This window comes from Endozoicomonas arenosclerae (assembly GCF_001562015.1).
GTDB lineage: Bacteria > Pseudomonadota > Gammaproteobacteria > Pseudomonadales > Endozoicomonadaceae > Endozoicomonas_A > Endozoicomonas_A arenosclerae.
In genome coordinates this window covers 1-26,070 of the sequence record NZ_LASA01000057.1, presented here as the reverse complement: position 1 = coordinate 26,070, position 26,070 = coordinate 1, and the positions used below count along the sequence as shown (strand labels likewise).

The window sequence follows — 26,070 nt, the reverse complement described above, 5'->3', positions numbered from 1 at the left end:
GAGTTTCATTCATTTGAAAATCGCCATAAATAGAAAATAAATCGCTGCCCCGTCCTTTTTATTTGGACTGGGAATCACAGAGTGCATTTTCTGATCAAAGAGTAGGAGGTACCAATAGCAGATGTTATTATGCCGGGCTGCAAACCTTATTTAATGAACACACTATTTTTTATAGGAAGGTGATCTCTGCATGCCTGCTGTTAAAGTTAAAGAAAATGAACCGTTTGATGTAGCACTGCGCCGTTTCAAGCGCTCCTGCGAAAAGGCTGGTGTCCTGGCTGAAGTACGTCGTCGTGAACACTACGAAAAGCCAACCTCCGTTCGCAAGCGTAAGGCTGCTGCTGCTGTCAAGCGTCATTTGAAAAAACTGCAGCGCGAACAGCGTCGTCGTGAGCGTCTGTATTAAGACCGGATTCCGGTTTTAATTGCTTCGACTCCCATTGATCAGCTCGAATCCTTTTTTTCGGGAAGGGCTCGTATTGAGGTAAGAACATGAGCGAATGCCAGGTCAAGGAACAACTGACTGCTGCAATGAAGGACGCTATGCGCAATCGCGAAAAGGTTCGTTTGGGAACCATTCGCCTGGCTCTAGCCGAGTTCAAGCGAATCGAAGTAGACGAAAAGTCGATCGACGACATCCGTGCCCTTGCAGCACTCGACAAGATGGCCAAGCAACGCCGCGATGCCATCACCCAGTTCGAGTCTGCAGGGCGCACTGATCTGGCCGACCAGGAGAAACTGGAGCTGGCCATCATTCAGGAATTCCTGCCCTCCCAGCTCAGCGCCGACGAAGTCAACCAACTGGTTTCTGAAGCGATTCGTGAAAGCGGAGCCGAGAGCATGCGTGATATGGGCAAAGTCATGGGCATCCTCAAGCCCAAAATCCAGGGACGAGCTGACATGAATCAAGTCAGTCAGACGGTCAAGCAACAGCTCAACTGAATCAGATTCTCGCACCTGACGACAAAGCACAGCTTTTGCGACAATCACTGACATTCCTCCAATGACAGTGATAATATCGAACTTCTGTTAAACATTCTGGCACCAGCCTCTGTTCATGACTGGCGCTGACACCTGCTTTCCTTATGGGCATTTATGGCCGGACGCATACCCCAGACATTTATTGATGACCTGCTGAACCGCCTGGACATCGTGGACATTGTCGACACCCGGGTAAAGCTGAAGAAAACCGGTCGAAACTACTCCGCCTGCTGCCCATTCCATCAGGAAAAAACCCCTTCTTTCACCGTCAGCCCCGACAAGCAGTTTTACTATTGCTTTGGCTGTGGCGCCAGCGGCAACGCCTTGGGTTTTGTCATGGACTTTGACCACCTGGACTTCCCGACAGCCGTAGACTCTCTGGCCAGCCTGGTGGGCCTTGAAGTACCCAGAGAACAGCACAGCCAGAGAAAAGGACCAGATCACACCCCTCTTTATGAGCTGATGACCAAGGCCAACGCCTTTTATAACGAACAATTAAGAAAAGCTCAGGACGCCCCCAGAGCCATCCAATACCTGAAACAGCGAGGCCTGGATGGTCAGACCTGCAAGCGCTTCGGAATAGGCTTTGCCCCTCCCGGCTGGGACAACCTCCAGAATCATCTGGCCGAGAACCAGGAAAAAGAAGACCAGCTGGTCACCACCGGCATGCTGGTTGAGAAAGAAGAGACCAAAAGCCGATACGACCGCTTTCGTGATCGCATCATGTTTCCGATTCATGACACCCGGGGACGGATCATCGCTTTTGGCGGACGAGTGCTGGGTGACGCCAAACCCAAATACCTGAACTCCCCCGAATCCCCTATTTTTCACAAGGGACGGGAACTTTATGGCCTTTATGAGGCCAAAAAGCACAATCGACACCTTGAGCGCATCCTGGTTGTAGAAGGTTATATGGATGTTGTTGCCCTGGCGCAACAAGGCATCCATAACGCTGTTGCCACACTGGGCACAGCCACAACACTGGATCATATGCAGCGGCTGTTCAAAACCGTATCAGAAGTTGTGTTCTGCTTTGACGGTGATGACGCTGGCAGACGGGCAGCTTGGCGAGCACTGGAATCAACCCTTCCTTATATGGAAGACGGCAATCAGGCTCGCTTTCTGTTTTTACCCCAAGGTGAAGACCCTGACAGCATGGTCAGACAGGAAGGCGCCGATGCCTTTCTTGAGCGAATCAAAAGTACCGCCCTGAGCCTGGACACTTTTCTTTTTCAGGAACTCAGCGAAAAAATTGATCTGAACACCATGGACGGCCGCTCCCGATTGGCAACAGAGGCACAACCTCACCTGCATAAAATTCCGGACGGCCTGTTTAAACAAATGCTGATGCAGCGGCTGTCAGAAATTACCGGATTAAACACTGACACCCTGGAAAGTTACCTGAACAAAAAGAGCGAACCCGAACCTGCTCCGACTGAACCCGCTGTATACGACAACTACTCAATGCCTGCTGAAGCGGACTATTATCCTGAGGCTGAGTACGAGGCCGATTTTACTCAGAACTTTCAACCCCAGGAACGCAGCTTTGAGCGCAAACCTTTTAAAAAGAATTTTAAGGATAAGAGCGAACAACCCGCTGCACCCGCCCCCTTAAAAGTCGGGCGATCCATTTATGCAATCCGCCATCTGTTATGCAATCCGGAACTGGCGACTGGCGTTCAAGCCATTAACGAACTTGAAGGCGATGAACACCCTGACACCCAGTTACTGATTGCACTGATCAAGACGCTTCAGGAGCAACCCAAATTACCTACCATAGCGTTGATTGCTCAATGGCATGGAACTCAACACGGTTCACGCTTACAGGAAATCGCATCACTGCAACTGGGTCACGAGCCGAACGACCAGGAGTTCCACGAAGCCATTGAACGGATCAGAGATACTGTAAGAGAGCTCGAGCATAAACAGGCTACCCACTCTTTAAAGCAAACTTTTTCCCAGAAAAAGCCGGGGCAAATCGATTCTGCCCAGCGCAGCGTTCTTGAAGCACTGCTTGAAAAACAGAAACAAAAACTCGGCATCAAAACCACCACTGCTGCACCCAAAAAAGAACAGTCATAACGCTCAGAAAAAACCGACTAGTGAACGACAGAAGTCCTTTTTCCCTGCAGCCTGTAAGCGTATTGTAAATTGTTTTTTTATCCGTTTATTTATGGCGACGCACGTATTTTTAGGTATACTTGAACTTCACTGTGCTATGTGGGAAGCCGTTATTGACCACACACCTGATTCTGAATCCGGTCTGAAACAGCCATGAGCGAAGAAAGCATCTCTGCAGCTCACCTTGCGTGAATAGAGGCTTTCACGGCAAAAGCCACGGAAGGGGACCCTCACCATGTGTAGTTTTCCATGGACAGTTTTTCCGGTACCTCAACCACTGAACATCGTGCAGCTCCACAAAAGTGTACTGTTTTGCGCTTTCCTGTGGAAAACCCCATGTTTTTTGAGCTATAATTGCCAGCTTACGTTTTTTTCGTCCGGCACTCCACTTTCGCTGTTAAAGGGTTGATATGTCAGCTAACTCGCAACAACAATCCCGACTGAAAGAGCTTATCTCTCGCGGTAAGGAACAGGGATACCTGACTTACGCGGAGGTGAATGACCATCTTCCTGAAGACATCTCCGATCCTGATCAGGTTGAAGACATCATTCGCATGATCAATGACATGGGTATCACCGTCTACGAAACAGCGCCGGACGCCGATACCCTGTTGTTGTCAGAAGCCGATACTGATGAAGCTGCTGCCGAAGAAGCAGCAGCAGCTCTTGCAGCGGTTGAACAGGAAGCAGGTCGTACTACTGACCCAGTACGCATGTACATGCGTGAAATGGGTACAGTTGAACTGCTGACTCGTGAAGGCGAAATCCAGATCGCCAAGCGAATTGAAGAAGGGCTGCGTGAAGTCATGTCAGCCCTGGCCAAGTTCCCAGGCTCTGTTCAGATTGTTCTGGATGAATACGATCGAATTGTAGAAGAAGAAGGTCGCCTGACCGACCTGATCAGTGGCTACATCGACCCTGACTCCGATGTACCAGCACCCGCCCCTGTCGTCGAAAACATCCAGGAAAACTTTGATGATAACGACTCTGATGACGATGATGACGACGACGACGAAGATGCTGGCGGTCTGGATCCGGAAGAAGCTGCTGAACGCTTTGGCGCTCTCAGGGACGGACACGAAAAAGTTCTGAGCACTCTGGAAAAGCACGACTTCGGCTCTAAAGAAGCCAAAGCGGCCATGGAAGAGCTTACCGAAGCCTTCATGCCACTGAAGTTAGTGCCTCGTATTTTTGACATGCTGGTATTCCGCATCAGAAATACTCTGGACACCATTCGTCGCAATGAGCGCGCCATCATGCAGTTCTGTGTGCGTCGCGCGAAAATGCCTCGTAAGATTTTCCTGAGCACATTCCCGGGCAATGAAACCAGCCTTAACTGGATTGATGACATCACTTCCGGAAGCGCTGGCTACGCACAAGTAGTCAACAACTACCGTGACGAGATTGTCCGTGCCCAGAAAAAACTGATCTCCATTGAAAAAGACTTTGGTTGCACACTGGTACAAATCAAGGACATCAACCGCAGAATGTCCCTGGGTGAAGCCCGTGCCCGTCGCGCCAAGAAAGAAATGGTAGAAGCTAACCTGCGTCTGGTTATCTCCATCGCCAAGAAATACACCAACCGTGGCCTGCAATTCCTCGACCTGATCCAGGAAGGCAACATCGGTTTGATGAAAGCGGTAGACAAGTTTGAATACCGTCGCGGATACAAGTTCTCGACCTACGCCACCTGGTGGATTCGTCAGGCCATCACCCGCTCCATCGCGGATCAGGCCAGAACTATCCGTATTCCGGTTCACATGATCGAAACGATCAACAAACTGAACCGTATTTCCAGGCAGATGCTTCAGGAGATGGGTCGCGAACCTACTCCGGAAGAACTGGCTGTGCGCATGGAAATGCCGGAAGACAAGATTCGCAAGGTACTGAAAATCTCCAAAGAGCCTATCTCTATGGAGACTCCAATCGGTGATGATGAAGACTCCCACCTGGGCGACTTTATCGAAGACGCTACCATTCAGTCACCTATCGATCGTGCAACTGGCACCGGCTTGAAAGAATCTACTCGCAACGTTCTGTCAGGACTGACAGCCCGTGAAGCGAAGGTTCTGCGCATGCGTTTCGGTATCGACATGAACACTGACCACACTCTGGAAGAAGTGGGCAAGCAGTTCGACGTTACCCGTGAGCGTATTCGTCAGATCGAAGCCAAGGCTCTGAGAAAGCTGCGTCATCCAACGCGTTCAGACCACCTGAGAAGCTTCCTGGACGAGTAATATCTCCAGATTCTCGGGCGCTAAAAAACCGTGCTTATGCACGGTTTTTTTATACTTGCCAGAACGCAGATCCTGCCTTATAAACGACAGTTAACAAAAAGTCATCGGTTCTGGATAATCATTATGAATCAAGCCGACCTATTGCAGGATGCAGTTTTTCGTAGCGCAAGCATTCATCAACCCCACTCGTTGAAAGCATACCTTGCTGCCAACCACTTAACGGAAAAATATCCTGAAGCTCAACAAGAAATCTGGGAGCAAACCCACCGACTGATCAGAAAAACAGAAATCAAAATCCACACCGTTCTGTCAGAGCACATGGAAGCTGTCACATTTAGCTCAAACAGAATTCAAAGCAGAGTGGAAAATGGTGTTTTTCCTGCTGCCTATCTCGCGATGAATCAATGGCACAAGGAAAGAGGTATTCAGGATATCCTTGAACACTATCTTGAGAAAGCAGCAACGGCTGACCACTACCTTTTCCACCACGTAACCATACTCCTGGCTTTCAAAGCGGTTCATCAACACCTGAATGAATCCCAAATTCCTCCATACCTTGAGAGACTCACAGAGTTTGTTGGCTCTACCTTTAATGATCCAAAGTTTTCAGGAAAGCCCGCCTATCAACCGACACCTCCCAATTTCGATGACACTCTGAAAGCAGCTTTAATTCAACCTGGCTTCTTTGGACACAACCTGATCACCATCGCCTGGCTGCATAGAATGCAGAACGAAATCCCGGAACATCTATTGGACGCCATGCTTTTCAATTTACTTAAGCAATGCACTCAGCCTCTGGAGTTTCCGGAGGATGCCTTGGATCAGCACCTGCTTGAAAGAACAACTCTTTCTGAGCAACCTGAAAAGTTTCACACCAACATCCAGCATTTACTATTTCATAAAACACTGAACCTGCATCAGGTCACTCTGGCAGATGCACTCACACACTTGTGGAAAAATTTCCCCACCCGTTCGGGCCAACTATCACAAATGGCAGAGTATTTTGGATCAAACTAGTGCAACCTAGCGTTAATGGTCATACAAACTCCGTTCATCCTGAGCTTGTCGAAGGATACTGGCAATACACTTCGACAGACTCAGTGCGAACGGTCTGGGGTATAGCTCTTCGCTGCACTAGTGAGCTTTTTCTTAACAGACTACTCCCGAACCCAGCCTGCAGAGTCATCTTATGTTGCTACCCCTGTAATAGACTCTGAGATACAATACGACGCAATAAAAACACTTTAAAAACAATAATTGCTGCAGGACGCACGATGCTAATTATTCCCGCCGAGAGAAAGCTGGACTGGCGAGATCCACCTCTTATCACCCTGTTACTGATCATTATCAATTGCGCCATTTTCTTTGGCTACCAGACCGACGATCAGGACATCTATCCGGAACTAATGAAAACCTATGAGGAGATGCAACTCTCCGATCGGGAAACCCCTCTCTATTCTGATTATCTCAGCCAGCATAAACCTGAGGTATGGGCCAGCATTCCCCTGAACAGCGAAGAAGGCAGCATGATTCTTTCCATGCAGCTGATGCATGATCTGGAATTTGAAAAAAATCTCAGAGAACACCCGGACTTTGATGACAGTCAATGGGAAAAAGACAGAATAAAGTTTGAGGAGCTCAGGAATCAGCTCAGTTATGTAAAGTATGGTTTCAATCCAGCCACTCCATCGCTGATCGACGCTTTTGTTTCTATGTTTCTGCATGGTGACTTTGGTCACCTGCTTGGCAATATGATTTTCCTGTTTATTTTTGGTTGTGCACTGGAAGTCGTCATGGGAAGGCTGGCCTATCTGGGCACTTACCTGCTCACCGGTTTTGCAGCCACCGGCCTTTACTGGATTATGCAATGGAGTGAACACGGCTTCGGGGTGGGAGCATCGGGAGCTATAGCTGGCTTAATGGGAGCTTACCTTGGCGCTTATCAAACCCGTAAAATTCAGTTTTTTTACTGGATTGGTCCTTACTTTAACTTTATCAAAGCCCCTGCCCTGATCATCTTCCCTTTCTGGCTAGGTAAAGAAGTCATTGGCCAGGTATTCAGCAACACTAACGTGAATTACTGGGCACACATGGGTGGATTGATCAGCGGCGTCATCATCACTCTCGCCGCCCGACCATGGCTTAATCTTTCAGAAACAAAACTGGAAGAAAATTCTGAACAGCCTGTATTTGATCCGGTTCAAGCCATCGACGACCTCACCAATCAACTGCAACACGATAAAGCCATTCAGCTTGCAGAAAAACTGATGCAGGAGCATCCCGGCAATGTAGAAATTCTGGAAAGACTTTACGCCTTGAAGCAAAGAAACCGGAATAAAAGCTATCACCAGCTAGTCCTGACTATCATCAAACTACCCAGAACAACTGAAACAGACGCCCTTGTCGCCTCAATCACAAACTCCTATTGCAAGACACCCACCCTGCTAAAGAGCGGAAAATTGAGCGCATTCTGGATCAACCGACTGATCAAGGCTGACTATTTCCCACAGGCCTTTATCCTTGCACAAAAAGCATTGAGCACTACTCAGGAAACTGAATTACTTGCTCCCTGCCTTGAAGCGCTGGCCAGTTATTTCAGAGGAAAAAACGACCAGCACTATCAAACGCTTATCAAGCAGCTGTCGTCGATGACAGAGACTCAATAACCTGCTTGTAATCCCTGGCCTCTTTAGCCATACGGTGGTCAGGGTAATGCTTGATGATAAAATCCAGATACTTCCCAGCCTGATCGTCGTTATTCATATTTTCACTCAACAGCCGGGCAATCAACAGATAAGCCTCTGGAATCTGCTGATAATCAGGGAAAAGCTTATGCAAATTGAACAATAGACCTAACGCTTCCCGCGCTTTACCCTTTTGCGACAACGCTTCAGCCAAACGGTATCGCTCACCTGGCACCGCCGGCATATAGGCCTTCATGCGTCCTTTCATTTCAAGATACACATCTGCAGCCTCATGATCCCTGCGAAGAATCATCAAACGCTGCATATATTTCTCACCAAACTTTATTAATGCCTGATCAGGTGCTGAAAGTAACAATAACTTGAAAAAGCGCTTGTTGAGCTGGATGTTAGAGCGATCTCTTTCCAACGCCTGCTTGGTTATTTTCAGAGCCTCTTCTTCACGCCCTTCCCGCATAAATACCAGACCATCTGCCAAAGCTTTCTGGTTTCGGTACTCCTCTTCAGTCATACCTTCTTCCCCTTCCATCTCAGCAGCGTAGCCCAGCTCCGACTGATACTGATAAAGGCAATAACCCATCATGGCGCACATCACAAAAGAAAAATATCCACCCAGCAGTGACGAAGCCGCAGTAAATAGAGAAGACACCTCTTCCTGACCACCGATAAAGTAGCCAGGACCTCCATAAAGAACAATCAGGAAGAAATAGAGCAGCAGGTAAGGCCAACCAATAGCTGAAATAACAAAAGCAATCTTAATAGGGTTAACGGCCGCAGAAAGCGTATGCTCCCTGGCCAGAATCATCATGGAAGCGGGCAATCCAAGCAACATGAAAGCGGCAGCGCCCAACACCACAAAGACCCCCAGATTACTCAGAAAATAGAGCGCAACACCGGCTACCAGGAAAATACCAATCTGCTTGAAAAAGAGACTCATACCGTCAGCAGAAAACGCTTCTTCAAGACTGGGCGGCTCCCAATCTCCCATACTGACAGACTCAATAATCTGAAGTGAGTATTTAGTGAGCACACACATCAACAAAATACTTAAAGGCAAAATCAGTGGACCGGTATAAGGCATCACAAAACCGATCACTATACAGACTGCAAGAAATGTCAGACTGGCGACTCTGACAGGGTAGAGGAAGAAATCATTGATCTTCAGCCAGAAAGGCTCAGCCGAATGAGCGGCACCGAGATACTGCATTTCCTGATTGCAGAGCATACAGACAGGCTCGTCATAACCCTCCGGCACAGCAGGCACACAACAGTCCCCATAATGCTTCTGACAACCTTCGCAATGCCATACGGCCGGATTATTTGTGTGGTACTGGCAATGGACCGCCTCTGTCATCCCATACACCCTGTTCTTTTTTATTTTTTATCCGTCATTTTTTTCAAATTAAATGAAAAACGTGACTTGATTCATACTGATGAGAGCGTCGTTATTCTACCTCTTTCACACTTAAAACAGCCATGCCCAACTGTCTTAAGACATAAAAAAACAGGAGCCCGAGGGCTCCTGTTTTCTTTTTAAGCTAAATGCTCAGAATCAGCTCTGCTGTTCTCTGGCACGCTCAACTTCTTTCATGCTGAGCTTGATACGACCACGGGAGTCGATATCCAGAACCAAAACGTCTACAGTCTGACCTACCTTGAGGTAGTCGGTAACATTCTCAACTCGCTCATTGGCGATCTGAGAAATGTGCACCAGACCGTCTTTGCCAGGCAGAACGCTAACGAAAGCACCAAAGTCAAGAATACGGGTTACTTCACCGGTGTAGATCTTGCCAATTTCAGCTTCAGCAGTGATGCCGTAAACCATGTCGTAGGCAGCCTGGGCTTTATCGCTGTTTTCAGCAAAGATCTGAACCATACCGCTGTCGTCAATATCAACAGAAGCACCGGTCTTGTCACAGATGCTGCGAATGGTAGAACCACCTTTACCGATAACGTCACGGATCTTGTCCGGATCGATTTTCAGAGACATGGTCATAGGCGCATTCGGGTTCAGTTCTGAACGAGCAGCACCAATGACTTTGTTCATCTCACCCAGAATGTGAAGGCGAGCGTCCATGGCCTGATCCAGGGCAATTTCCATGATCTCTTCGGTAATACCGGCGATCTTGATATCCATCTGCAGAGCAGTGATACCTTCAGAAGTACCGGCTACTTTAAAGTCCATGTCACCCAGATGATCTTCGTCACCCAGAATGTCGGTCAGAACGGCGAACTGGTCACCTTCTTTCACCAGACCCATCGCAATACCAGCTACCGGTGCTTTCAGAGGAACACCCGCATCCATCAGCGCCAGAGAAGAACCACAAACAGAAGCCATGGAGCTGGAACCGTTGGATTCAGTGATCTCGGAAACAACACGGATGGTGTATGGGAATTCTTCCTGAGTAGGCAGAACTGCCTGAACACCACGACGAGCCAGACGACCATGACCAATTTCACGACGACCTGGGGCACCCATACGACCACACTCACCTACAGAGTAAGCTGGGAAGTTGTAGTGCAGCATGAACGGATCTTTGATTTCACCTTCCAGGTTATCAACGATCTGAGCGTCACGGGTAGTACCCAGAGTAGCCGCAACGATTGCCTGAGTTTCACCACGGGTGAACAATGCGGAACCGTGAGTCTTCTGCAGAACACCCACTTCAACGCCGATACCGCGAACAGTCTTGGTGTCACGACCGTCGATACGAGGCATACCGTTGATGATGTTGCCACGAACTACATTCTTTTCGAGCTTGCTGAACGACTTTTCTACGTCAGAAGCATCGAAGGCACCCTCTTCACCTGCCAGCGTTTCCAGAACTTCCTGACGCAGCGCATTAACAGCCGCTGTACGATCCTGCTTGATGGTGATCTGATAAGCTTCACGCATCTTACCTTCAAAGGCAGCAATGCTGTTTTTCAGGTCAGCATTCTCGGCAGGCGCCTCCCAATCCCAACGAGTTTTACCTACTTCATCAGCCAGCTCCTGAACTGCCTTGATGACAGTCTGATATTCCTGGTGTGCGAACAGAACAGCACCCAGCATTTCGTCTTCGGTCAATTCCTGAGCTTCGGACTCAACCATCAGAACTGCGTCGCTGGTACCGGCTACCACCATGTCCAGCTCAGAAGTTTTCAGCAATTCGTAGCTTGGGTTCAGCAGGTAGCCTTGCTCTTCGTTGAAACCAACACGGGCAGCACCAATTGGACCGTCAAAAGGAATGCCGGAAATAGCCAGTGCGGCAGAAGTAGCGACCATAGCCACAATATCAGGGTCGTTCTGCTTGTCGGTAGACATAACAGTACAAACGACCTGCACTTCGTTCATGAAACCCTTAGGGAACAGAGGACGAATTGGACGGTCAATCAGACGGGAAGTCAGGGTTTCTTTTTCGCTTGGGCGTGATTCGCGCTTCAGGAAGCCGCCTGGAATTTTACCGGCAGCGTAGGTTTTTTCCTGATAATGCACAGAAAGAGGGAAGAAATCCTGACCGTCTTTAGCCTTCTTTGCACCCACTACGGTCGCCAGAACAGCAATGTCACCCATTTTGGCCAGGACAGCACCTGAAGCCTGACGAGCAACACGGCCGGTTTCCAGAGTTACGGTTTGGCCACCAAACTCAAATGATTTAATTACCGGATTCACTAGGTTTTCCTATTTAGTGTGAATAAAGAAATACAGTACCCGGCCATAGTGGTGTGATAGATGCAATTCAAAACCTTCTGGATAACGTACAGACTCTGCCTATCCAGACAGACTTGGAATTGCACCCTCTACTGACGACCGGAGTGCTGACAATTTAGAACGGAGTACACCCGTTCTTTTTAAACCGTAAAAACAGTGCTGTCTTTATGGTTTTTTTAACCACAAGAAAAGTGAAGACTTCATTATACACTTTATCCTGAAAATAATTTCACCTCATAAGGGCTTAACCCGGAAAATTCATAAAGCCGCTCTAATGAGGTTCAATACCTCAGAAATACTTAGATGCTCATTTTTTGATGTGTCCGAACATAAACGAACATCGCTCGTCGGCTTCTCGCTAGCTCTTTTCCCGCCGTGACAGCATTTTGTCGGCAGATCCATGCAATAAGCATGAATATGCCGACAAAATGTCTCAGCCGAAAAAATAGCAGAGCGAGAAGCTCGACACTTTATGAAACTTCCGGGTTAATAAAATTTTCCTGGCTCATGGCTATTTATTGCAATAAAGGCTACACAGCTCAACAACAATATATTGTTGTCACTTATAAAATAAACTGATTACTTTTCTCATAGCCAATAATGCAAAACACCGCCTGCCTCACAAAGGAAGCCGGCGGTGCTTTAACTGCACAGGAATGCAGCTTACTGCACTCCTGTCCAACCCTGAGTTGAACATTGCGGTTACAACCCAAAGCTTTCTCCTGGCGTGTCTTAGCGACGCAGACCCAGACGCTCGATCAGGGAACGATAGCGCTCAACGTCTTTGCCTTTCAGGTAGCTCAGCATGTTACGACGCTGGTTTACCATGCGAATCAGACCACGACGGGAGTGGTGATCCTTGTGGTTCGCCTTGAAGTGACCCTGCAGACCTTCGATGTTTGCAGTCAGCAGAGCAACCTGAACTTCAGGGCTACCGCTGTCGCCTTCAGTGCGACCGAATTCCTTGATAATTTCCGCTTTCTTTTCAGCAGTCAAAGCCATTGCTTTATACTCCAGTTAATATGCATAAGAATCAGGCACGACCGTGCATATTTACAGCCAGCCTTTACATCTTGACAGCAAGCGCTGTCAACCAAGTGGCGCATTCTAACACCAACCTCGAATAGGAAGCCAGTCTGTTAAAACCACCATTTGAGGTCAAGAAAGCCCTGCCTCAACTCAACTTCCAGAATTGATCAGTCGCTTCGGCGCTACGCGACCGTCTTCATCAATCTCGCCAATCCCAAGGAATCGAAGCACTTCTTGCCCTTCTACCTCTTCCTGACCATAGATTCTGACGTTACCACTGGTTGGTGCCTGAGGCACCTGTACTGGCTGCCCCTGACTGATGTAGTAACTGCTGGTAGCTCCCAGACGAATCTGTGGCCAGTCACTCACGGAAGTATCCAACGGCAACAGCAGATCGTCCAGAGCCTTGTGACCACCACTATCGCGGGCTTCTTCCAACTGCTCCAATGTGTAGGACTGATGCTCCGTATAAGGACCTGCCTTGATTCGGTGCAGTTCAGCGACATGCCCGAGACAACCCAGAGCCGCACCAATATCTTCAGCCAGAGTACGAATATAGGTACCCTTGGAACAGTCAACTTCCAGAATCAGACGATCACCTTCAAAGTCCAGTAACTCGAGGCGATAGATATTGATTCTGCGTGACGGACGATCAACGACAATACCCTGACGAGCCAGCTTATACAGTGGCTCGCCGTTATGTTTGAGAGCGGAGTACATACTAGGAACCTGGTCAACCTCACCACGAAACTGTTCCAGCACACCTTCAACATCAGAGCGGGTCACAGTAACCGGACGCTCTTCAACTACCTCACCTTCGCGGTCACCGGTTTCAGTCTGAATACCCAGCTTTACTTCGGTGCGGTAGGACTTGTCAGATTCCAACAAGTACTGTGAAAACTTGGTTGCTTCACCCAGACAAACCGGCAATACGCCCGTTGCCAGTGGGTCAAGACTTCCTGTATGGCCAGCCTTGGCTGCACCATAAAGCCGCTTGACGCGTTGCAGAACATCGTTGGAACTGGCGCCCTTGGGCTTATTCACAACAACAATACCGTCAACCCTGCGGCCACGGCTACGTCTGCGCTTGGACATCGTTACTCCTCGGACTCACCCTGATGATCACTGTCACCAGAACGAGCTTTTGAAATCAGCTCACTCATATACGCACCACGCCGCAGACTGTTGTCATAACGGAAACGCAGCTGGGGAATGATACGCAACTTGATGGAACGGGCCAGCTGGCTGCGCAGAAAACCGGCAGCACTCTGCATCACCTCAAGCTTCTCATCAACGTTTTCCTGGTCATCTACACCCAGGAAAGAAACAAAGACATCAGCAAACGCCAGATCACGGGAAACTTCGACCGCACTAACCGTTACCATGCCTAATCGGGGATCTTTCATCTCCAGCTGAATCAACTGAGCCAGTTCTTTCTGAATCTGGTCAGCCACTCGCTGGGTACGACTGTATTCTTTAGCCATTAGGGATTAAATCCTGCAAGGCAATCTATAAGATTACCTTTCATTCGGGAACGCCAGGTGCTCTCCCAAATAACCTACCGCTCTTAGCCATGAAAAAGCGTGGTCTGGTTCAGCGTTTCACACTGCCCATGCAACTGGCATCCTGCTGATATGAGAAAGCCCGCAGTCTCAGCTGCGGGCTTCTTTGTTTAGCAACCGACTGAGTCAGATCAGAGGGTACGCTTGACCTCAACGGTCTTGTACACTTCGATCTTGTCGCCAGGCTTAACGTCGTTGTAGGACTTAACCGCGATACCACATTCCATGCCTTCGCGAACTTCCTGTACGTCATCCTTGAAGCGACGCAGGGATTCCAGCTCACCTTCAAAGATAACCACGTTGTCACGCAGTACACGGATACGGTCGTTACGGTAAACAGTACCTTCAACCACCATACAACCTGCCACCGCACCGAACTTCGGTGAGCGGAAGACATCACGAACTTCAGCGGTACCCACAATCTGCTCACGGGTATCGGAGCCCAGCATACCACTCAGTGCTTTCTTCACATCTTCGATGATGTCGTAGATAACACTGTAGTAACGCAGATCCAGCTCTTCTGTCTCAATGACCTTACGAGCAGAAGCATCGGCACGAACGTTGAAGCCAACGATCACAGCGTTAGAAGCCAGCGCCAGGTTAGCATCGGTTTCAGTGATACCACCTACACCGCCGGAGATAACCTTAACCTGTACTTCGTCGTTACCCTGCTCTTCCAGGGAGCTGGTCAGAGCTTCCAGGGAACCACGTACGTCGGCTTTCAGAACGATATTGAGCGTCTTCTTCTCTTCAGTACCCATGCTGGAGAAGATATTTTCCAGCTTGGAAGCCTGCTGACGAGCCAGTTTGACTTCACGGTACTTACCCTGACGGAACAGTGCGATTTCACGAGCCTTACGCTCATCCTTAACCACGATCAGTTCATCACCGGCATCCGGAGTTCCATCCAGACCCAGAATCTCCACAGGAATAGAAGGACCCGCATTTTTGATAGCCTTGCCATTCTCGTCCAGCATCGCACGGACACGACCGTACTGCTGACCCACCAGGATATTATCACCCTGCTGCAGATCACCAGACTGAACCAGAACAGTAGCCACTGGACCACGCCCTTTATCCAGACGGGATTCAACAACAACGCCTTTTGCCGGGCCTTCATCTGCAGCCGACAGCTCAAGAACTTCTGCCTGAAGCACAACAGCTTCCAGCAGTTCGTCAATACCCTGTCCGGTCAGAGCCGATACATGCATGAACTGAGTATCGCCACCCCAATCTTCCGGGATAACACCGTGTGCAGACAGCTCATTCTTCACACGATCAGGGTCGGCACCCTCTTTATCCATTTTGTTGACAGCAACAACCAGAGGAACACCAGCAGCCTTGGCGTGCTGAACCGCTTCCTCAGTCTGAGGCATTACACCATCGTCTGCCGCAACCACCAGAATTACAATGTCAGTCGCCTTGGCACCACGAGCACGCATGGCGGTAAACGCCGCGTGTCCAGGAGTATCCAGGAAGGATACCATGCCACGAGGTGTATCAACGTGGTAAGCACCAATGTGCTGGGTAATACCACCGGCCTCACCAGCCTGCACACGACTCTTACGGATGTAATCCAGCAGAGAGGTCTTACCATGGTCAACGTGACCCATTACGGTCACAACCGGCGCACGCGACTTCTCTTCAAACTCAGTCACTTCACCTTCCTGACTTTCAGTCAGGGAGTCTTCAATACTGTCCGCCTTGGCCAGCTTGAAGGTATGACCCATTTCCTCAACAACGATGGAGGCAGTATCCTGATCGATGACCTGGTTAATGGTCACCATGGAGCCCATCTTGAACATAACCTTGATGACATCTGCCGCTTTGATCGCCATCTTCTGAGCCAGCTCTGCAACCGTGATGGTTTCAGGAATAGAAACTTCACGAATTACCGGTGCTGTTGGCTTGGTGAAGCCGTGCGCAGCCATAGACTCTGGCGTGATAGTGCGAGTAGCCTTGCGACCACCACCGCGACGATCATCCTTACGGCCTGAACGACCACCACGCTTGTCACCACGACGACCGCGCTCTTCACGAGGCTCATCACGACGATCTTTAGCCTTACGGTTTCTGCCGCGCTTGTTATCGCCATCCTGTGTCGGCATTGGAGCCGCTGACGGATCAAAACCTGGTGCACCTGATGGAGCACCCGCACGAGCCGGACGATCTCCATCACGACGCGGTGGACGATCTCCGTCACGACGCTGCTGAGGACGATCTCCGTCACGACGCTGCTGAGGACGATCTCCGTCACGACGCTGCTGAGGACGATCTCCATCACGACGCGGTGGACGGTCGCCATCACGACGAGCCTGCTTCTCTTCAGGCTTCTGCTCTTCAGCCTGTTCGTTCTTGACGTATGTGCGCTTCTTGCGAACTTCTACGTTAACAACTTTTTTCTTGCCAGCGCCACCGCCGCCAGACACTTTCATCTGACTGACAGTTTTACGCTTAAGGGTGATCTTGGTCGGCTCAGCCGTACCTGTGTGATCACCATGAATACCTTTAAGGTGAGCCAGTAACTGCTTCTTTTCAGAATCCGATACAGCTTCTGAAGCTTTTCTTTGCTTCAGGCCAGCATCCTGCATCTGCTGCAGCAACCTTTCGACCGGAGCGCCGACCACCTTCGCGAGTTGTTCTACGGTTACTTCTGCCATTAACACTTCTCCTCTCAGTGGCCCGCTCAGTTACCAGCTTCCTCGAACCAGGGAGCACGCGCCGTCATAATCAATTCACCCGCACGCGTCTCGTCCATACCTTCTATATCGAGAAGGTCGTCAATGGACTGCTCCGCCAGATCTTCCATAGTAATGACACCCCGGCTGGCCAGCTCCAGTGCCAACTCCTCATCCATACCATCCATAGTCAGGAGGTCTTCAGCTGGCTGTGCGCCATCTAACTTTTCTTCTCGAGCAATGGCCTGGGTCAGCAGCTTGTCTTTCGCACGTGTGCGAAGCTCTTCCACGATCTCTTCATCCATGCCTTCAATTGCTACCATTTCCTCAAGAGGAACATAGGCAATTTCTTCAACAGTGGTGAATCCTTCGTCAACGAGCAACTGCGCCAGTTCTTCATCGATGTCGAGCAGTTCAATAAAACTCTGTTTAAACTTATCCGCTTCCTTTTCTTGCTTGGCAGCGGCTTCAGCTTCTGTCATTACGTTCAGTTTCCAACCAGTCAACTCACTGGCAAGACGAACGTTTTGGCCACTTCGACCAATGGCCTGGGCCAGGTTATCTTCGCTGACCGCGATATCCATGGTTCCGGAATCTTCGTCAACGATGATGGAGGCAACCTCTGCTGGCTGCATGGCATTGATCACGTACTGAACAGGGTTTTCGTCGTACAGAACGATATCAATACGCTCATTACCCAGCTCACCGGATACAGCCTGCACACGCGCACCACGCATACCTACACAGGCACCGACCGGATCAATACGGCCATCATTGGTTTTTACTGCAATCTTTGCCCGGGAGCCTGGATCACGCGCAGCCGCTTTGATCTCCAGGACCTCTTCAGCAATTTCAGGCACTTCAATACGGAACAGTTCGATCAGCATTTCAGGCACTGTCCTGGACAGCATCAGCTGCGGTCCACGACCTTCCGTAGAGATTTCACTCAGCAGGGCACGAACATGGGTACCCATACGGAAGTTTTCACGGGGAAGCACATTATCCTTGCGCATCACCGCTTCAGCATTGCTGCCCAGGTCAACAATAATGCTGTCACGTGTCGTTTTCTTAACAGTACCGTTAATCAGGTCGCCCAGTTTGTCACGATACTGCTCAACCATTTGAGCACGCTCAGCTTCACGTACTTTCTGTACGATGACCTGCTTGGCGGTCTGAGCGGCAATCCGGCCAAAGGCCACGGATTCAACCTGTTCTTCCCAGACACCACCAATTTCCAGGGACTCATCCTTTTCCTTACCCTCATCCAGGGTAAAGTGCATGCCCGGAAACTCGAAGTCTTCATCCGCAACCACGGTCCAACGACGGAAGGTATCGTATTCACCGCTTGTGCGGTCAATCGCTACCCGGATATCCACTTCTGTTTCGTAACGCTTTTTAGTCGCAGTCGCCAGAGCAATCTCCATTGCCTCGAAGATCACTTCGGGTGGAACGCCCTTCTCGTTGGAAACGGACTCAACGACCAACAGAATTTCTTTACTCATGCTCTGCCTCGCCTATGCTGAACCAGTCCATGCCTTTGCCAACACTTCCCTGGCCGTTAACCGGGAAGGCCTTCGCCTGTAGTCAATTTCTTTGCTGCAGACAATGGCTAACACCCAGCCTGAACCTTTTACTCACTCGTTATTCTGGTCATTACCAGCCGTGAGCCTGAAGTTAGTCGAATCTCGGTATCACCTGAGCCTTGTCTATGCTCTCAATAGGAAAAAGCAGCTCGTGGTCATCAACAACTAATACCACATCCTGATCTTCTATCCCTTTTACAATACCCCTGTACTTGCGGCGCCCTTCAAAAGGCACCCTCAGACGTACATTGACCTCTGCTCCAGCCCAGGCCACGTACTGCTCAAGCGTAAACAACTGTCTGTCCACACCGGGCGAGGACACTTCAAGGGTATATTCTTCCGTGATGGGATCTTCCACATCGAGAACCCCACTTACCTGGCGACTGACGACTTCACAGTCTTCCAGTTGAATACCCTTTTCCTTATCAAGGGTATCGATATAAATGCGAAGCATTGATTGCTTGCCCTGGGATTTGAACTCAATCCCCCAAAGCTGATAGCCAAGGGATTCAACCACGGGCGCGATCAATGCTTCCAGCTGCGACTGCTTACCTGCCACGTTGGAAACACCTGTCTGCAAAAACAAAAAAAGGGCTTAAAAGCCCTGTCTCTTCTATGCACCCAGTTTTCCAGCTGGACGCAACTAAAGAGCCTGCCAAAGACACACTATCGAGCATGAATTCAACAAACTCCTAGAGTCCCATCGGGGCTAACTACACAAGCCCCCCTAAAAAGACTCTGACGCACCTAATAAAAAACCCCATAATGGGGTTTAGTCATTTGGTAGCGGGGGCCAGATTCGAACTGACGACCTTCGGGTTATGAGCCCGACGAGCTACCAGGCTGCTCCACCCCGCATCAAACCTATTCCAGTATACTGCCAGCTAAAAACCCGCTTCACAAGCCATAACTGTAGATACGTCTTTTAATCCTTACAACACTATACTAGATACTTCGCTTCCATTTACTCAAAAAGTTAATGGCAATTTGGTGCCCAGAGCGGGACTTGAACCCGCACGACCGTTAGGTCACCGCCCCCTCAAGACGGCGTGTCTACCAATTCCACCACCTGGGCAAACACCACCACTACACCCTGCTTAAAGCTAGCCCTATTGGGCCGGAGGCAGAGATAGCTCTTTATTCTGCTCGTCACTTTCGACGGGTTGTGATTCTATCACAGGAGCATCACTCTCGACACTCTTTTCTGAAGCTGCTTCTGGGGCAATTGGCGCGTCTCCGGCCGGAACTGACTCCTCAACAACTACAGCTGGCACACCTGCATCACCGATGCCGTCCGCCTTCTGCCTGGCCACCATAGCCAAGGCAAAACTAGTCACAAAAAACACTGCCGCCAGAATCGCTGTTGTGCGACTCATAAAGGTGCCAGTACCCTGACTACCAAACACTGTTTGTGACGCACCGGATCCAAAACTGGCACCGGTTTCTGCACCCTTACCCTGCTGCAACAAAATCAGACCGATTACGGCAGCAGAAGCAAGAACATGAACAATAAGAATTATGGTTTCCATCACTATCCCGCAGCGTGACAGATCGCCTGGAACTCTTCAGCAATCAGGGAGGCTCCCCCCACAAGACCGCCATCAACATCCGGCAAAGCAATCAGGTCTGCAGCGTTAGCCGCCTTCATGCTACCACCGTACAGAATACGTGTTCTGTCGGCCATAGCCTGATCATGCTCTGCCAGCAAACCGCGAATCACAGCGTGTACTTCCTGCGCCTGTTCCGGCGTTGCAGTCAGCCCGGTTCCAATAGCCCATACAGGCTCATAAGCGATCACAAAGTTTGCCAGACGCTCCGGACCAGCAGTCCGCAGCACAGCTTCAACCTGAGCCGTCACCACCTTCATGGTGTCGCCAGCTTCGCGCTCTTCCAGAGTTTCACCTACACAAAGAATAGGCACCAACCCCTGATCAGTCAGAGCACAGAATTTCGCAGCAACATCCTCATCATTCTCTCCAAAAAGAGAACGACGCTCAGAGTGACCAATGACCACGTATTCAATACCGAGATCCTTGACCATCAGAGGCGAAACCTCACCAGTATATGCACCGGAAGCCTTGTCAGAAACATTCTGCAAGCCCACCTTGATAGCACTACCAGTCAATTGCTCACGAATGCCTTGAGCGTAAACCGAAGGAGGACATACCAACACTTCAGCTTTAGTATTCAGTCCCGAAACAAGCTTATCCAGTAATTTGCGGTTCTCTTCAAGAGATCCGTTCATCTTCCAATTACCGGCAACTAGTGGCTGACGCATACTGCTCACCTCAACATTCGCGAGGTCGGCATACTAACCCAGGTGCCGTTATTATACAACCGTGCTGAACATCCATGACGGCAATTTTCAGCAAGCGGAGAAAAATTGATAAACCTACGATCAATCAAGCACATAGACCCCCAATTCATCACAGAATCATCGTACAGGAAAGTGCCAGAGAGCTTCAACAAATCCACCCTCTGACAGCCTGAAGTTGAAAACTATTAACCAGCACTTGAGTGCTTCAATACACTCCCTCTATTACGCCACTGAATGGCCAGTACAACCATCACCAGCAGCACACCCACAAGCCCGAAACCTGCAGGATCAAACAGAAGCACTGGCAGGCTCACTAACGCCAAAACTCTCTCAAGCCCTGAGAGCTGCTGGATCAGATAACCTTCGATGGCAACTGCCATAGCAATAATAATTGCAACAGTCTGAACAACAGCAATGATCAGACCTGCAAAATCCCCACCGGTATTAATCAGTCCGGTATAGGCCATCATAATCGGGATCAGGAAGAGCCCTGCAGCCAGCTTGAACGCCTCAACAGAAGACTTCATTGGACTGGCATTCGCCACACCCGCTCCAGCAAATGCAGCCAGGGCAATCGGTGGTGTCACATTGGAAGTCTGAGACAACCAGAAAACAATCAAATGCGAAGTCAGCAGCGGCAAACCAAAATCACCCAGTAAAGGCACCGCCATTACCGCCAGAACGATATAAGCAGCAGTCACCGGCAACCCCATTCCTAACACCAGCGCAACAAGACTGATCAGGATAAGGGCGGTAAACATATAGCCACCTGAAAGTGCCATAACAAACTGGGTGAATTGCAATCCAATTCCAGTCTGGCCAACAACCCCTACAATGATGCCCGCCGCTGCACAGGCAACGGATATAGGCAGAGCCAGCAAAGCCCCCGACTTCAGCCCTTCAACAATCTTTTTGATACCTACACGACTATGACTTCTTAATGCCGCCGTCAGCAAAATAGCTGCACAACCGGCAACACCGACCAGCAAGGGTGAGTAGCCCATCATCAGCAATACAGTGATCAATACCAGCGGTATTAAAAAGTGAGCGCCTTGCTTCATCACATTCCAGACAGCCTCTGTTCGACTAACAGTTGGCAGCTCGAGCTTGCAAGCCATTATGTGGACATACAACAGAGTACAGAAGAAATAGAGCAGCGCCGGAGCAATGGATGCGATCATAATGTCGCTGTATGGCACACCCGTAAACTGCGCCATAACAAAAGCACCCGCACCCATAATAGGCGGCATTATCTGCCCACCGGTTGATGCAGCAGCTTCAATACCCGCAGCCTGCTCAGGCTTATACCCCAGCTTTTTCATCATAGGGATTGTGATGGAGCCGGTTGTCACTGTGTTGGCAATTGCAGAACCGGAAATCGACCCCAAACCGGCTGAAGCAATAACGGCCGCCTTGGCGGGCCCACCTCGGTATTTACCAGCGATAGCAAAAGCCAGATCGATAAAGAACTTGCCCGCCCCGGTCACTTCAAGAAAGGCACCGAACAGAACAAAAATAAATACCGTAGTCGCTGCAATACCCAGAGCCGAACCAAACACACCATTACTGGAAAAGATCTGGAACTGCACAAGCTCCTGAATACTATAACTCTTGGTCGCCAGCACACCTGGCAGCATATCCCCAAAGCCACTGTAAGCCAGGAAAACCAATGCGATGAACACCATTACCCAACCTACTGCCCGGCGACAAGCCTCCAGCATCAGCGCCACATAAGCGATACCGGCATAGAGATCCAGGTCAGTCAGACCATAGAGGAGATAGTTGATGTCGTTGTAGTCGAAGTTAACGATCCGATAGCCAGCGAAAACAGTAGCAGCAGCCAGCACGAGATCAAATAGCCTGACCGGCACAAAAAAACGACTATTTTCGTTTTTTAACAGAGGATAATGAAGAAAGATCAGCACCATGACCCAGGCCAGATGAACCGGCCTGAAATAGGTGGCAGAAATCGTCGAGGTTATCCCCTGCCAGATCTGAAAAACCGACAGGAGTACAGCACAGACGAGGACCAGATAGCCCAGCGTTTTGATTGCGACTTTATTCATTCGGCCACCTGAAGACTCAATTAATGGTGTTCAGGTATTTTTCAGCACCTGGATGCAGTGGCACACCGGATAGACGACTGGCATTGGCTTTGGTAGTGGCTTCCGCTACTTTTACCACCTTGCGCACATCACCCATATTCTCAAAGGCCGCCTTGGTCAGACTGAAAGCCATGTCATCAGACATATCTGCACGCACGACCAATACATTCCAGATACTCAGAGTTTCTACCTGGCCTACACCGTTGTATACATCCGCTGGAATGGTGTAGCTGCTGTACGCAGGGTTTTCAGCAATAAACTTCTCGCGCTCTTTTTCGGAAACAGGCAGAACACGGATTTTGTGAGTCAGAGCAACCTGAGTAACGGCACCCACACCTTGTCCACCCACGATAAAGCCCGCATCAACCTGACCATTTGCCAGTGCATTAGTGGTTTCAGAGTAATTCAGGTAAACCGCACGAATATCTTTCTTGGGATCAATGCCAACACTTTTCAGAAGCGCTGCAGAGGTTACCGCAGTACCTGAGCCAGGCGCGCCCAAAGATACCCTTTTACCCTTAAGGTCTGACAGACTTTTAACATCGGAATTCTGCAGGGTCAGCGCATGCACCAGGTTAGGATAAAGAGCAAAAAGCACTTTTACTGGCATCTCACCAGGAAACTGACCTTCGCCCTTGTAGGCATCCAGCACCACATTACCCATGGCAATGCCCGCCAACATATCACCACGAACGACCTTGATGGTATTTTCAACTGAAGCAGCGGTCACTTCCGCTTTTACATTAACTCCGTCAACTTTATCTGACCAAACCTTAGCCAGCGCTCCTCCTAGCGGGTAATAAATACCACTCTGGCCACCCGTGCCAATGGAGTAGTTCTGTGCAAAGGAAAGCGCAGGCAGGATCAGTGCAAAGACTGCAGCGACAAGACGCATGGAAATTCCCCCAAAAATGTATTTCTTATAATTCACTGTCAGAAAAGACAGCTGTCAGGTCATGGATGCCACCCAACAGAAAAGTGACACGCCGGTTTCGGATTCTACCTAAGGGAGAAGACTTATAGAAGCGGGAGGCTTAGTAAAGATGATCTGGCTCAATAGTGAATGTATACAGCAATTTTGTCACTGACTGGCGATTAACCAGCCAGTGACCACTCATCAGGACATTTCCTGCTCAACAACCTTGGCAAGCCTCTCAGCGTGAGCACGTACTTCATCCGCACGCTCCCCTTCCACCATGATGCGGATCACCGGCTCAGTTCCGGAAGGTCTCAGCAATACACGCCCACGTCCTTCAAGCTCCACTTCAGACTGCTTAACCGCTTCGACAATACCGGGCAGTTTATCGGTGTCTTTTTTCTCTTTGACACGAACATTGATCATGGTCTGCGGGAACTTGGTCATACCGCCACGCAGGCCAGAGAGCTTCTTGCCGGAGCGAACCATTGCTTTCAGCACCTGAAGAGCAGAAACAATACCGTCACCGGTTGTTGAAACATCCCTGCAAATAATATGACCGGAAGACTCACCACCAATATGCCAGTCATTCTTCAGCAACAACTCATTCACATAGCGGTCGCCCACTTTAGCGCGGGCAAATGGGATACCTTCAGCCTCAAGTGCTTTTTCCATTCCCAGATTGGTCATCAGGGTGCCGACAATTCCGCCATCCAGCTCATTATGCTGACGGCGATCCAGAGCAATCACAAACAGCAGCTCATCACCGTCTACAATCTCACCACGGTCGTCTACCATAATGACCCGATCACCATCACCATCAAAGGCTATACCCAGGTCTGCACCACGTTCCTTGACGATTTCAGCCAGCTTATCCGGTTGTGTAGAGCCACACCCTTCATTAATATTCAGGCCATTGGGCTCAATACCAATAGTATGAACATTGGCGCCCAGCTCACGAAATACTGCTGGACCGACCTGATAGGTCGCACCGTGACCGGCATCGATGACAATATTCATCCCACGCAGATCCAGTTGATGGGCGGTACTGGCTTTGCAGTATTCAATGTAACGACCAGAGGCATCATCCAGGCGAGTCACTTTACCGAGCTGATCAGAATCAACCACCTCTATATCGCCTTCCATTAGCGCCTCAATCCTTGCTTCAACATCATCTGGCAGCTTGGTGCCATTGCCGGCAAAAAACTTGATACCGTTGTCGTAGAAGGGATTATGGGAAGCACTGATAACAATACCCGCCTGCCCGTTGAAAGTACGAGTCAGGTAAGCAATGGCAGGTGTTGGCATAGGGCCAGTCAAACAAACATCAATACCCGCTGCAGAGAGGCCAGCTTCAAGAGCAGACTCAAACATGTAGCCGGAAATTCGGGTATCTTTCCCGATGACCACCTTACCCTCACCTTCATCAGCTAAAACCTTACCGGCAGCCCAACCCAGCTTGAGCACAAAGTCAGGAGTAATGGGAAACTCACCCACTTTGCCACGAATACCGTCGGTGCCGAAAAATTTGCGACTCATAAAATTACCCTTATTCAATAACCTGATGCCTGAATACACTCAGCAAAAACACTCCTGGGAAGTTCACAAGGCAGAGTAGCAGGCATAAGCAGGTAGCAGTCTGTTTTATCCCGTAAAGATTCTTTCATCGTCCGAAGTCAGCAAAAAATAACCCCGTTCAATTTCGGCGACTGGATAAAACAGTAGTGCAGAAGAATTCTGAAATGATGAATACAGCGTGAATTATTGCATACCTGCAACATTGACTTAATAGAATTAGTTGTCTGTTTTATGACAACCTGATTTTAGACAAACTTTTAGCCAGCCCTTCAATACCAGAAGAACTGACTTAAGACTTGTCTGAAATCAACTTCCTTGTAGAAACTCCTCAACCACATTCAGGCTGAGCTTTTCAAAGCCCACCCCCCCCCCTTCGACAAGCTTGTATGTTTAACCTGTCTCTAATTATTTGTATAAGGTTAGAGGCGGGGGTGAGGGGCATCGACTGCTTACTGCCTTTCGGACAGACTGACTGAGAAATCCCCACCCACAAGCATGAGCGACGATTAGGAGCACTCCTACCTTACGGTAGACAATTTTTGCAAGCTAACGCCAGCTTGTGGTCACCCC

At 49.5% G+C, this 26,070-nt stretch carries 19 protein-coding genes and 1 tRNA gene; 6 read left to right on the top strand and 14 right to left on the bottom strand.

Features of this window, described 5'->3' with window-relative positions; genetic code table 11:
• Positions 1 to 190 precede the first annotated feature (190 nt).
• From rpsU to WG89_RS06285, 6 genes are all read left to right on the top strand, one after another.
• A complete protein-coding gene (rpsU, locus tag WG89_RS06310; RefSeq protein WP_034839300.1) occupies positions 191 to 406 on the top strand; it encodes a 30S ribosomal protein S21 in 216 nt (71 codons plus the stop codon).
• An 86-nt stretch (positions 407 to 492) separates the two neighbouring features.
• The gene (locus WG89_RS06305) at positions 493 to 942 is read left to right on the top strand and encodes a GatB/YqeY domain-containing protein (RefSeq protein ID WP_062262956.1); all 450 of its coding nucleotides are present in this window, start codon (positions 493 to 495) and stop codon (positions 940 to 942) included.
• Between the two features lie 153 nt (positions 943 to 1,095).
• Positions 1,096 to 3,063 carry a DNA primase gene (gene dnaG / locus WG89_RS06300; protein ID WP_062262953.1) on the top strand — a complete coding sequence of 656 codons (1,968 nt, stop codon included), beginning with the start codon at positions 1,096 to 1,098 and terminating at the stop codon, positions 3,061 to 3,063.
• 449 nt (positions 3,064 to 3,512) lie between these two features.
• Positions 3,513 to 5,339: an RNA polymerase sigma factor RpoD gene (rpoD, locus tag WG89_RS06295; protein WP_062262950.1), complete on the top strand. Its 1,827-nt coding sequence runs from the start codon at positions 3,513 to 3,515 to the stop codon at positions 5,337 to 5,339.
• Positions 5,340 to 5,462: 123 nt separating this feature from the next.
• Positions 5,463 to 6,356, top strand: a complete 894-nt coding sequence (locus WG89_RS06290) for a hypothetical protein (RefSeq protein WP_062262947.1) — start codon at positions 5,463 to 5,465, stop codon at positions 6,354 to 6,356.
• A gap of 257 nt (positions 6,357 to 6,613) precedes the next feature.
• A complete protein-coding gene (locus tag WG89_RS06285; protein ID WP_062262944.1) occupies positions 6,614 to 8,005 on the top strand; it encodes a rhomboid family intramembrane serine protease in 1,392 nt (463 codons plus the stop codon).
• Here WG89_RS06285 and WG89_RS06280 read toward each other — a convergent pair.
• From WG89_RS06280 to glmM, 14 genes are all read right to left on the bottom strand, one after another.
• On the bottom strand, positions 7,971 to 9,395 hold the full coding sequence (locus tag WG89_RS06280) for a tetratricopeptide repeat protein (RefSeq protein WP_153301455.1): 1,425 nt from the start codon (positions 9,393 to 9,395) through the stop codon (positions 7,971 to 7,973). The two genes, WG89_RS06285 and WG89_RS06280, sit on opposite strands and share 35 nt — an antisense overlap.
• Positions 9,396 to 9,593: 198 nt before the next feature.
• Positions 9,594 to 11,693 (bottom strand): polyribonucleotide nucleotidyltransferase, encoded by a 2,100-nt coding sequence (gene pnp, locus WG89_RS06275; RefSeq protein WP_062262939.1) that lies wholly within the window; start codon positions 11,691 to 11,693, stop codon positions 9,594 to 9,596.
• 771 nt (positions 11,694 to 12,464) lie between these two features.
• Positions 12,465 to 12,734, bottom strand: a complete 270-nt coding sequence (rpsO, locus tag WG89_RS06270; RefSeq protein ID WP_062262936.1) for a 30S ribosomal protein S15 — start codon at positions 12,732 to 12,734, stop codon at positions 12,465 to 12,467.
• Between the two features lie 177 nt (positions 12,735 to 12,911).
• Positions 12,912 to 13,856: a tRNA pseudouridine(55) synthase TruB gene (truB, locus tag WG89_RS06265; RefSeq protein WP_062262933.1), complete on the bottom strand. Its 945-nt coding sequence runs from the start codon at positions 13,854 to 13,856 to the stop codon at positions 12,912 to 12,914.
• A gap of 2 nt (positions 13,857 to 13,858) precedes the next feature.
• Positions 13,859 to 14,245 carry a 30S ribosome-binding factor RbfA gene (rbfA, locus tag WG89_RS06260; RefSeq protein ID WP_062262930.1) on the bottom strand — a complete coding sequence of 129 codons (387 nt, stop codon included), beginning with the start codon at positions 14,243 to 14,245 and terminating at the stop codon, positions 13,859 to 13,861.
• 209 nt (positions 14,246 to 14,454) lie between these two features.
• Positions 14,455 to 16,983: a translation initiation factor IF-2 gene (gene infB, locus WG89_RS06255; protein ID WP_062262927.1), complete on the bottom strand. Its 2,529-nt coding sequence runs from the start codon at positions 16,981 to 16,983 to the stop codon at positions 14,455 to 14,457.
• Positions 16,984 to 17,009: 26 nt separating this feature from the next.
• The gene (gene nusA / locus WG89_RS06250; protein ID WP_062262924.1) at positions 17,010 to 18,503 is read right to left on the bottom strand and encodes a transcription termination factor NusA; all 1,494 of its coding nucleotides are present in this window, start codon (positions 18,501 to 18,503) and stop codon (positions 17,010 to 17,012) included.
• A gap of 172 nt (positions 18,504 to 18,675) precedes the next feature.
• Positions 18,676 to 19,143, bottom strand: a complete 468-nt coding sequence (rimP, locus tag WG89_RS06245; RefSeq protein ID WP_062263083.1) for a ribosome maturation factor RimP — start codon at positions 19,141 to 19,143, stop codon at positions 18,676 to 18,678.
• A 429-nt stretch (positions 19,144 to 19,572) separates the two neighbouring features.
• A tRNA-Leu gene (locus WG89_RS06240) sits at positions 19,573 to 19,659 on the bottom strand.
• A 34-nt stretch (positions 19,660 to 19,693) separates the two neighbouring features.
• Positions 19,694 to 20,113, bottom strand: a complete 420-nt coding sequence (gene secG, locus WG89_RS06235; RefSeq protein WP_062262921.1) for a preprotein translocase subunit SecG — start codon at positions 20,111 to 20,113, stop codon at positions 19,694 to 19,696.
• Positions 20,114 to 20,115: 2 nt separating this feature from the next.
• Positions 20,116 to 20,862 carry a triose-phosphate isomerase gene (gene tpiA, locus WG89_RS06230; protein WP_062262919.1) on the bottom strand — a complete coding sequence of 249 codons (747 nt, stop codon included), beginning with the start codon at positions 20,860 to 20,862 and terminating at the stop codon, positions 20,116 to 20,118.
• A 224-nt stretch (positions 20,863 to 21,086) separates the two neighbouring features.
• A complete protein-coding gene (locus WG89_RS06225; protein ID WP_062262916.1) occupies positions 21,087 to 22,967 on the bottom strand; it encodes a TRAP transporter permease in 1,881 nt (626 codons plus the stop codon).
• A 16-nt stretch (positions 22,968 to 22,983) separates the two neighbouring features.
• Complete coding sequence (locus WG89_RS06220) at positions 22,984 to 23,901, bottom strand: TAXI family TRAP transporter solute-binding subunit (RefSeq protein ID WP_062262913.1); 918 nt, start codon at positions 23,899 to 23,901, stop codon at positions 22,984 to 22,986.
• Positions 23,902 to 24,123: 222 nt separating this feature from the next.
• A complete protein-coding gene (gene glmM, locus WG89_RS06215; protein WP_062263080.1) occupies positions 24,124 to 25,461 on the bottom strand; it encodes a phosphoglucosamine mutase in 1,338 nt (445 codons plus the stop codon).
• Positions 25,462 to 26,070: the final 609 nt, after the last annotated feature.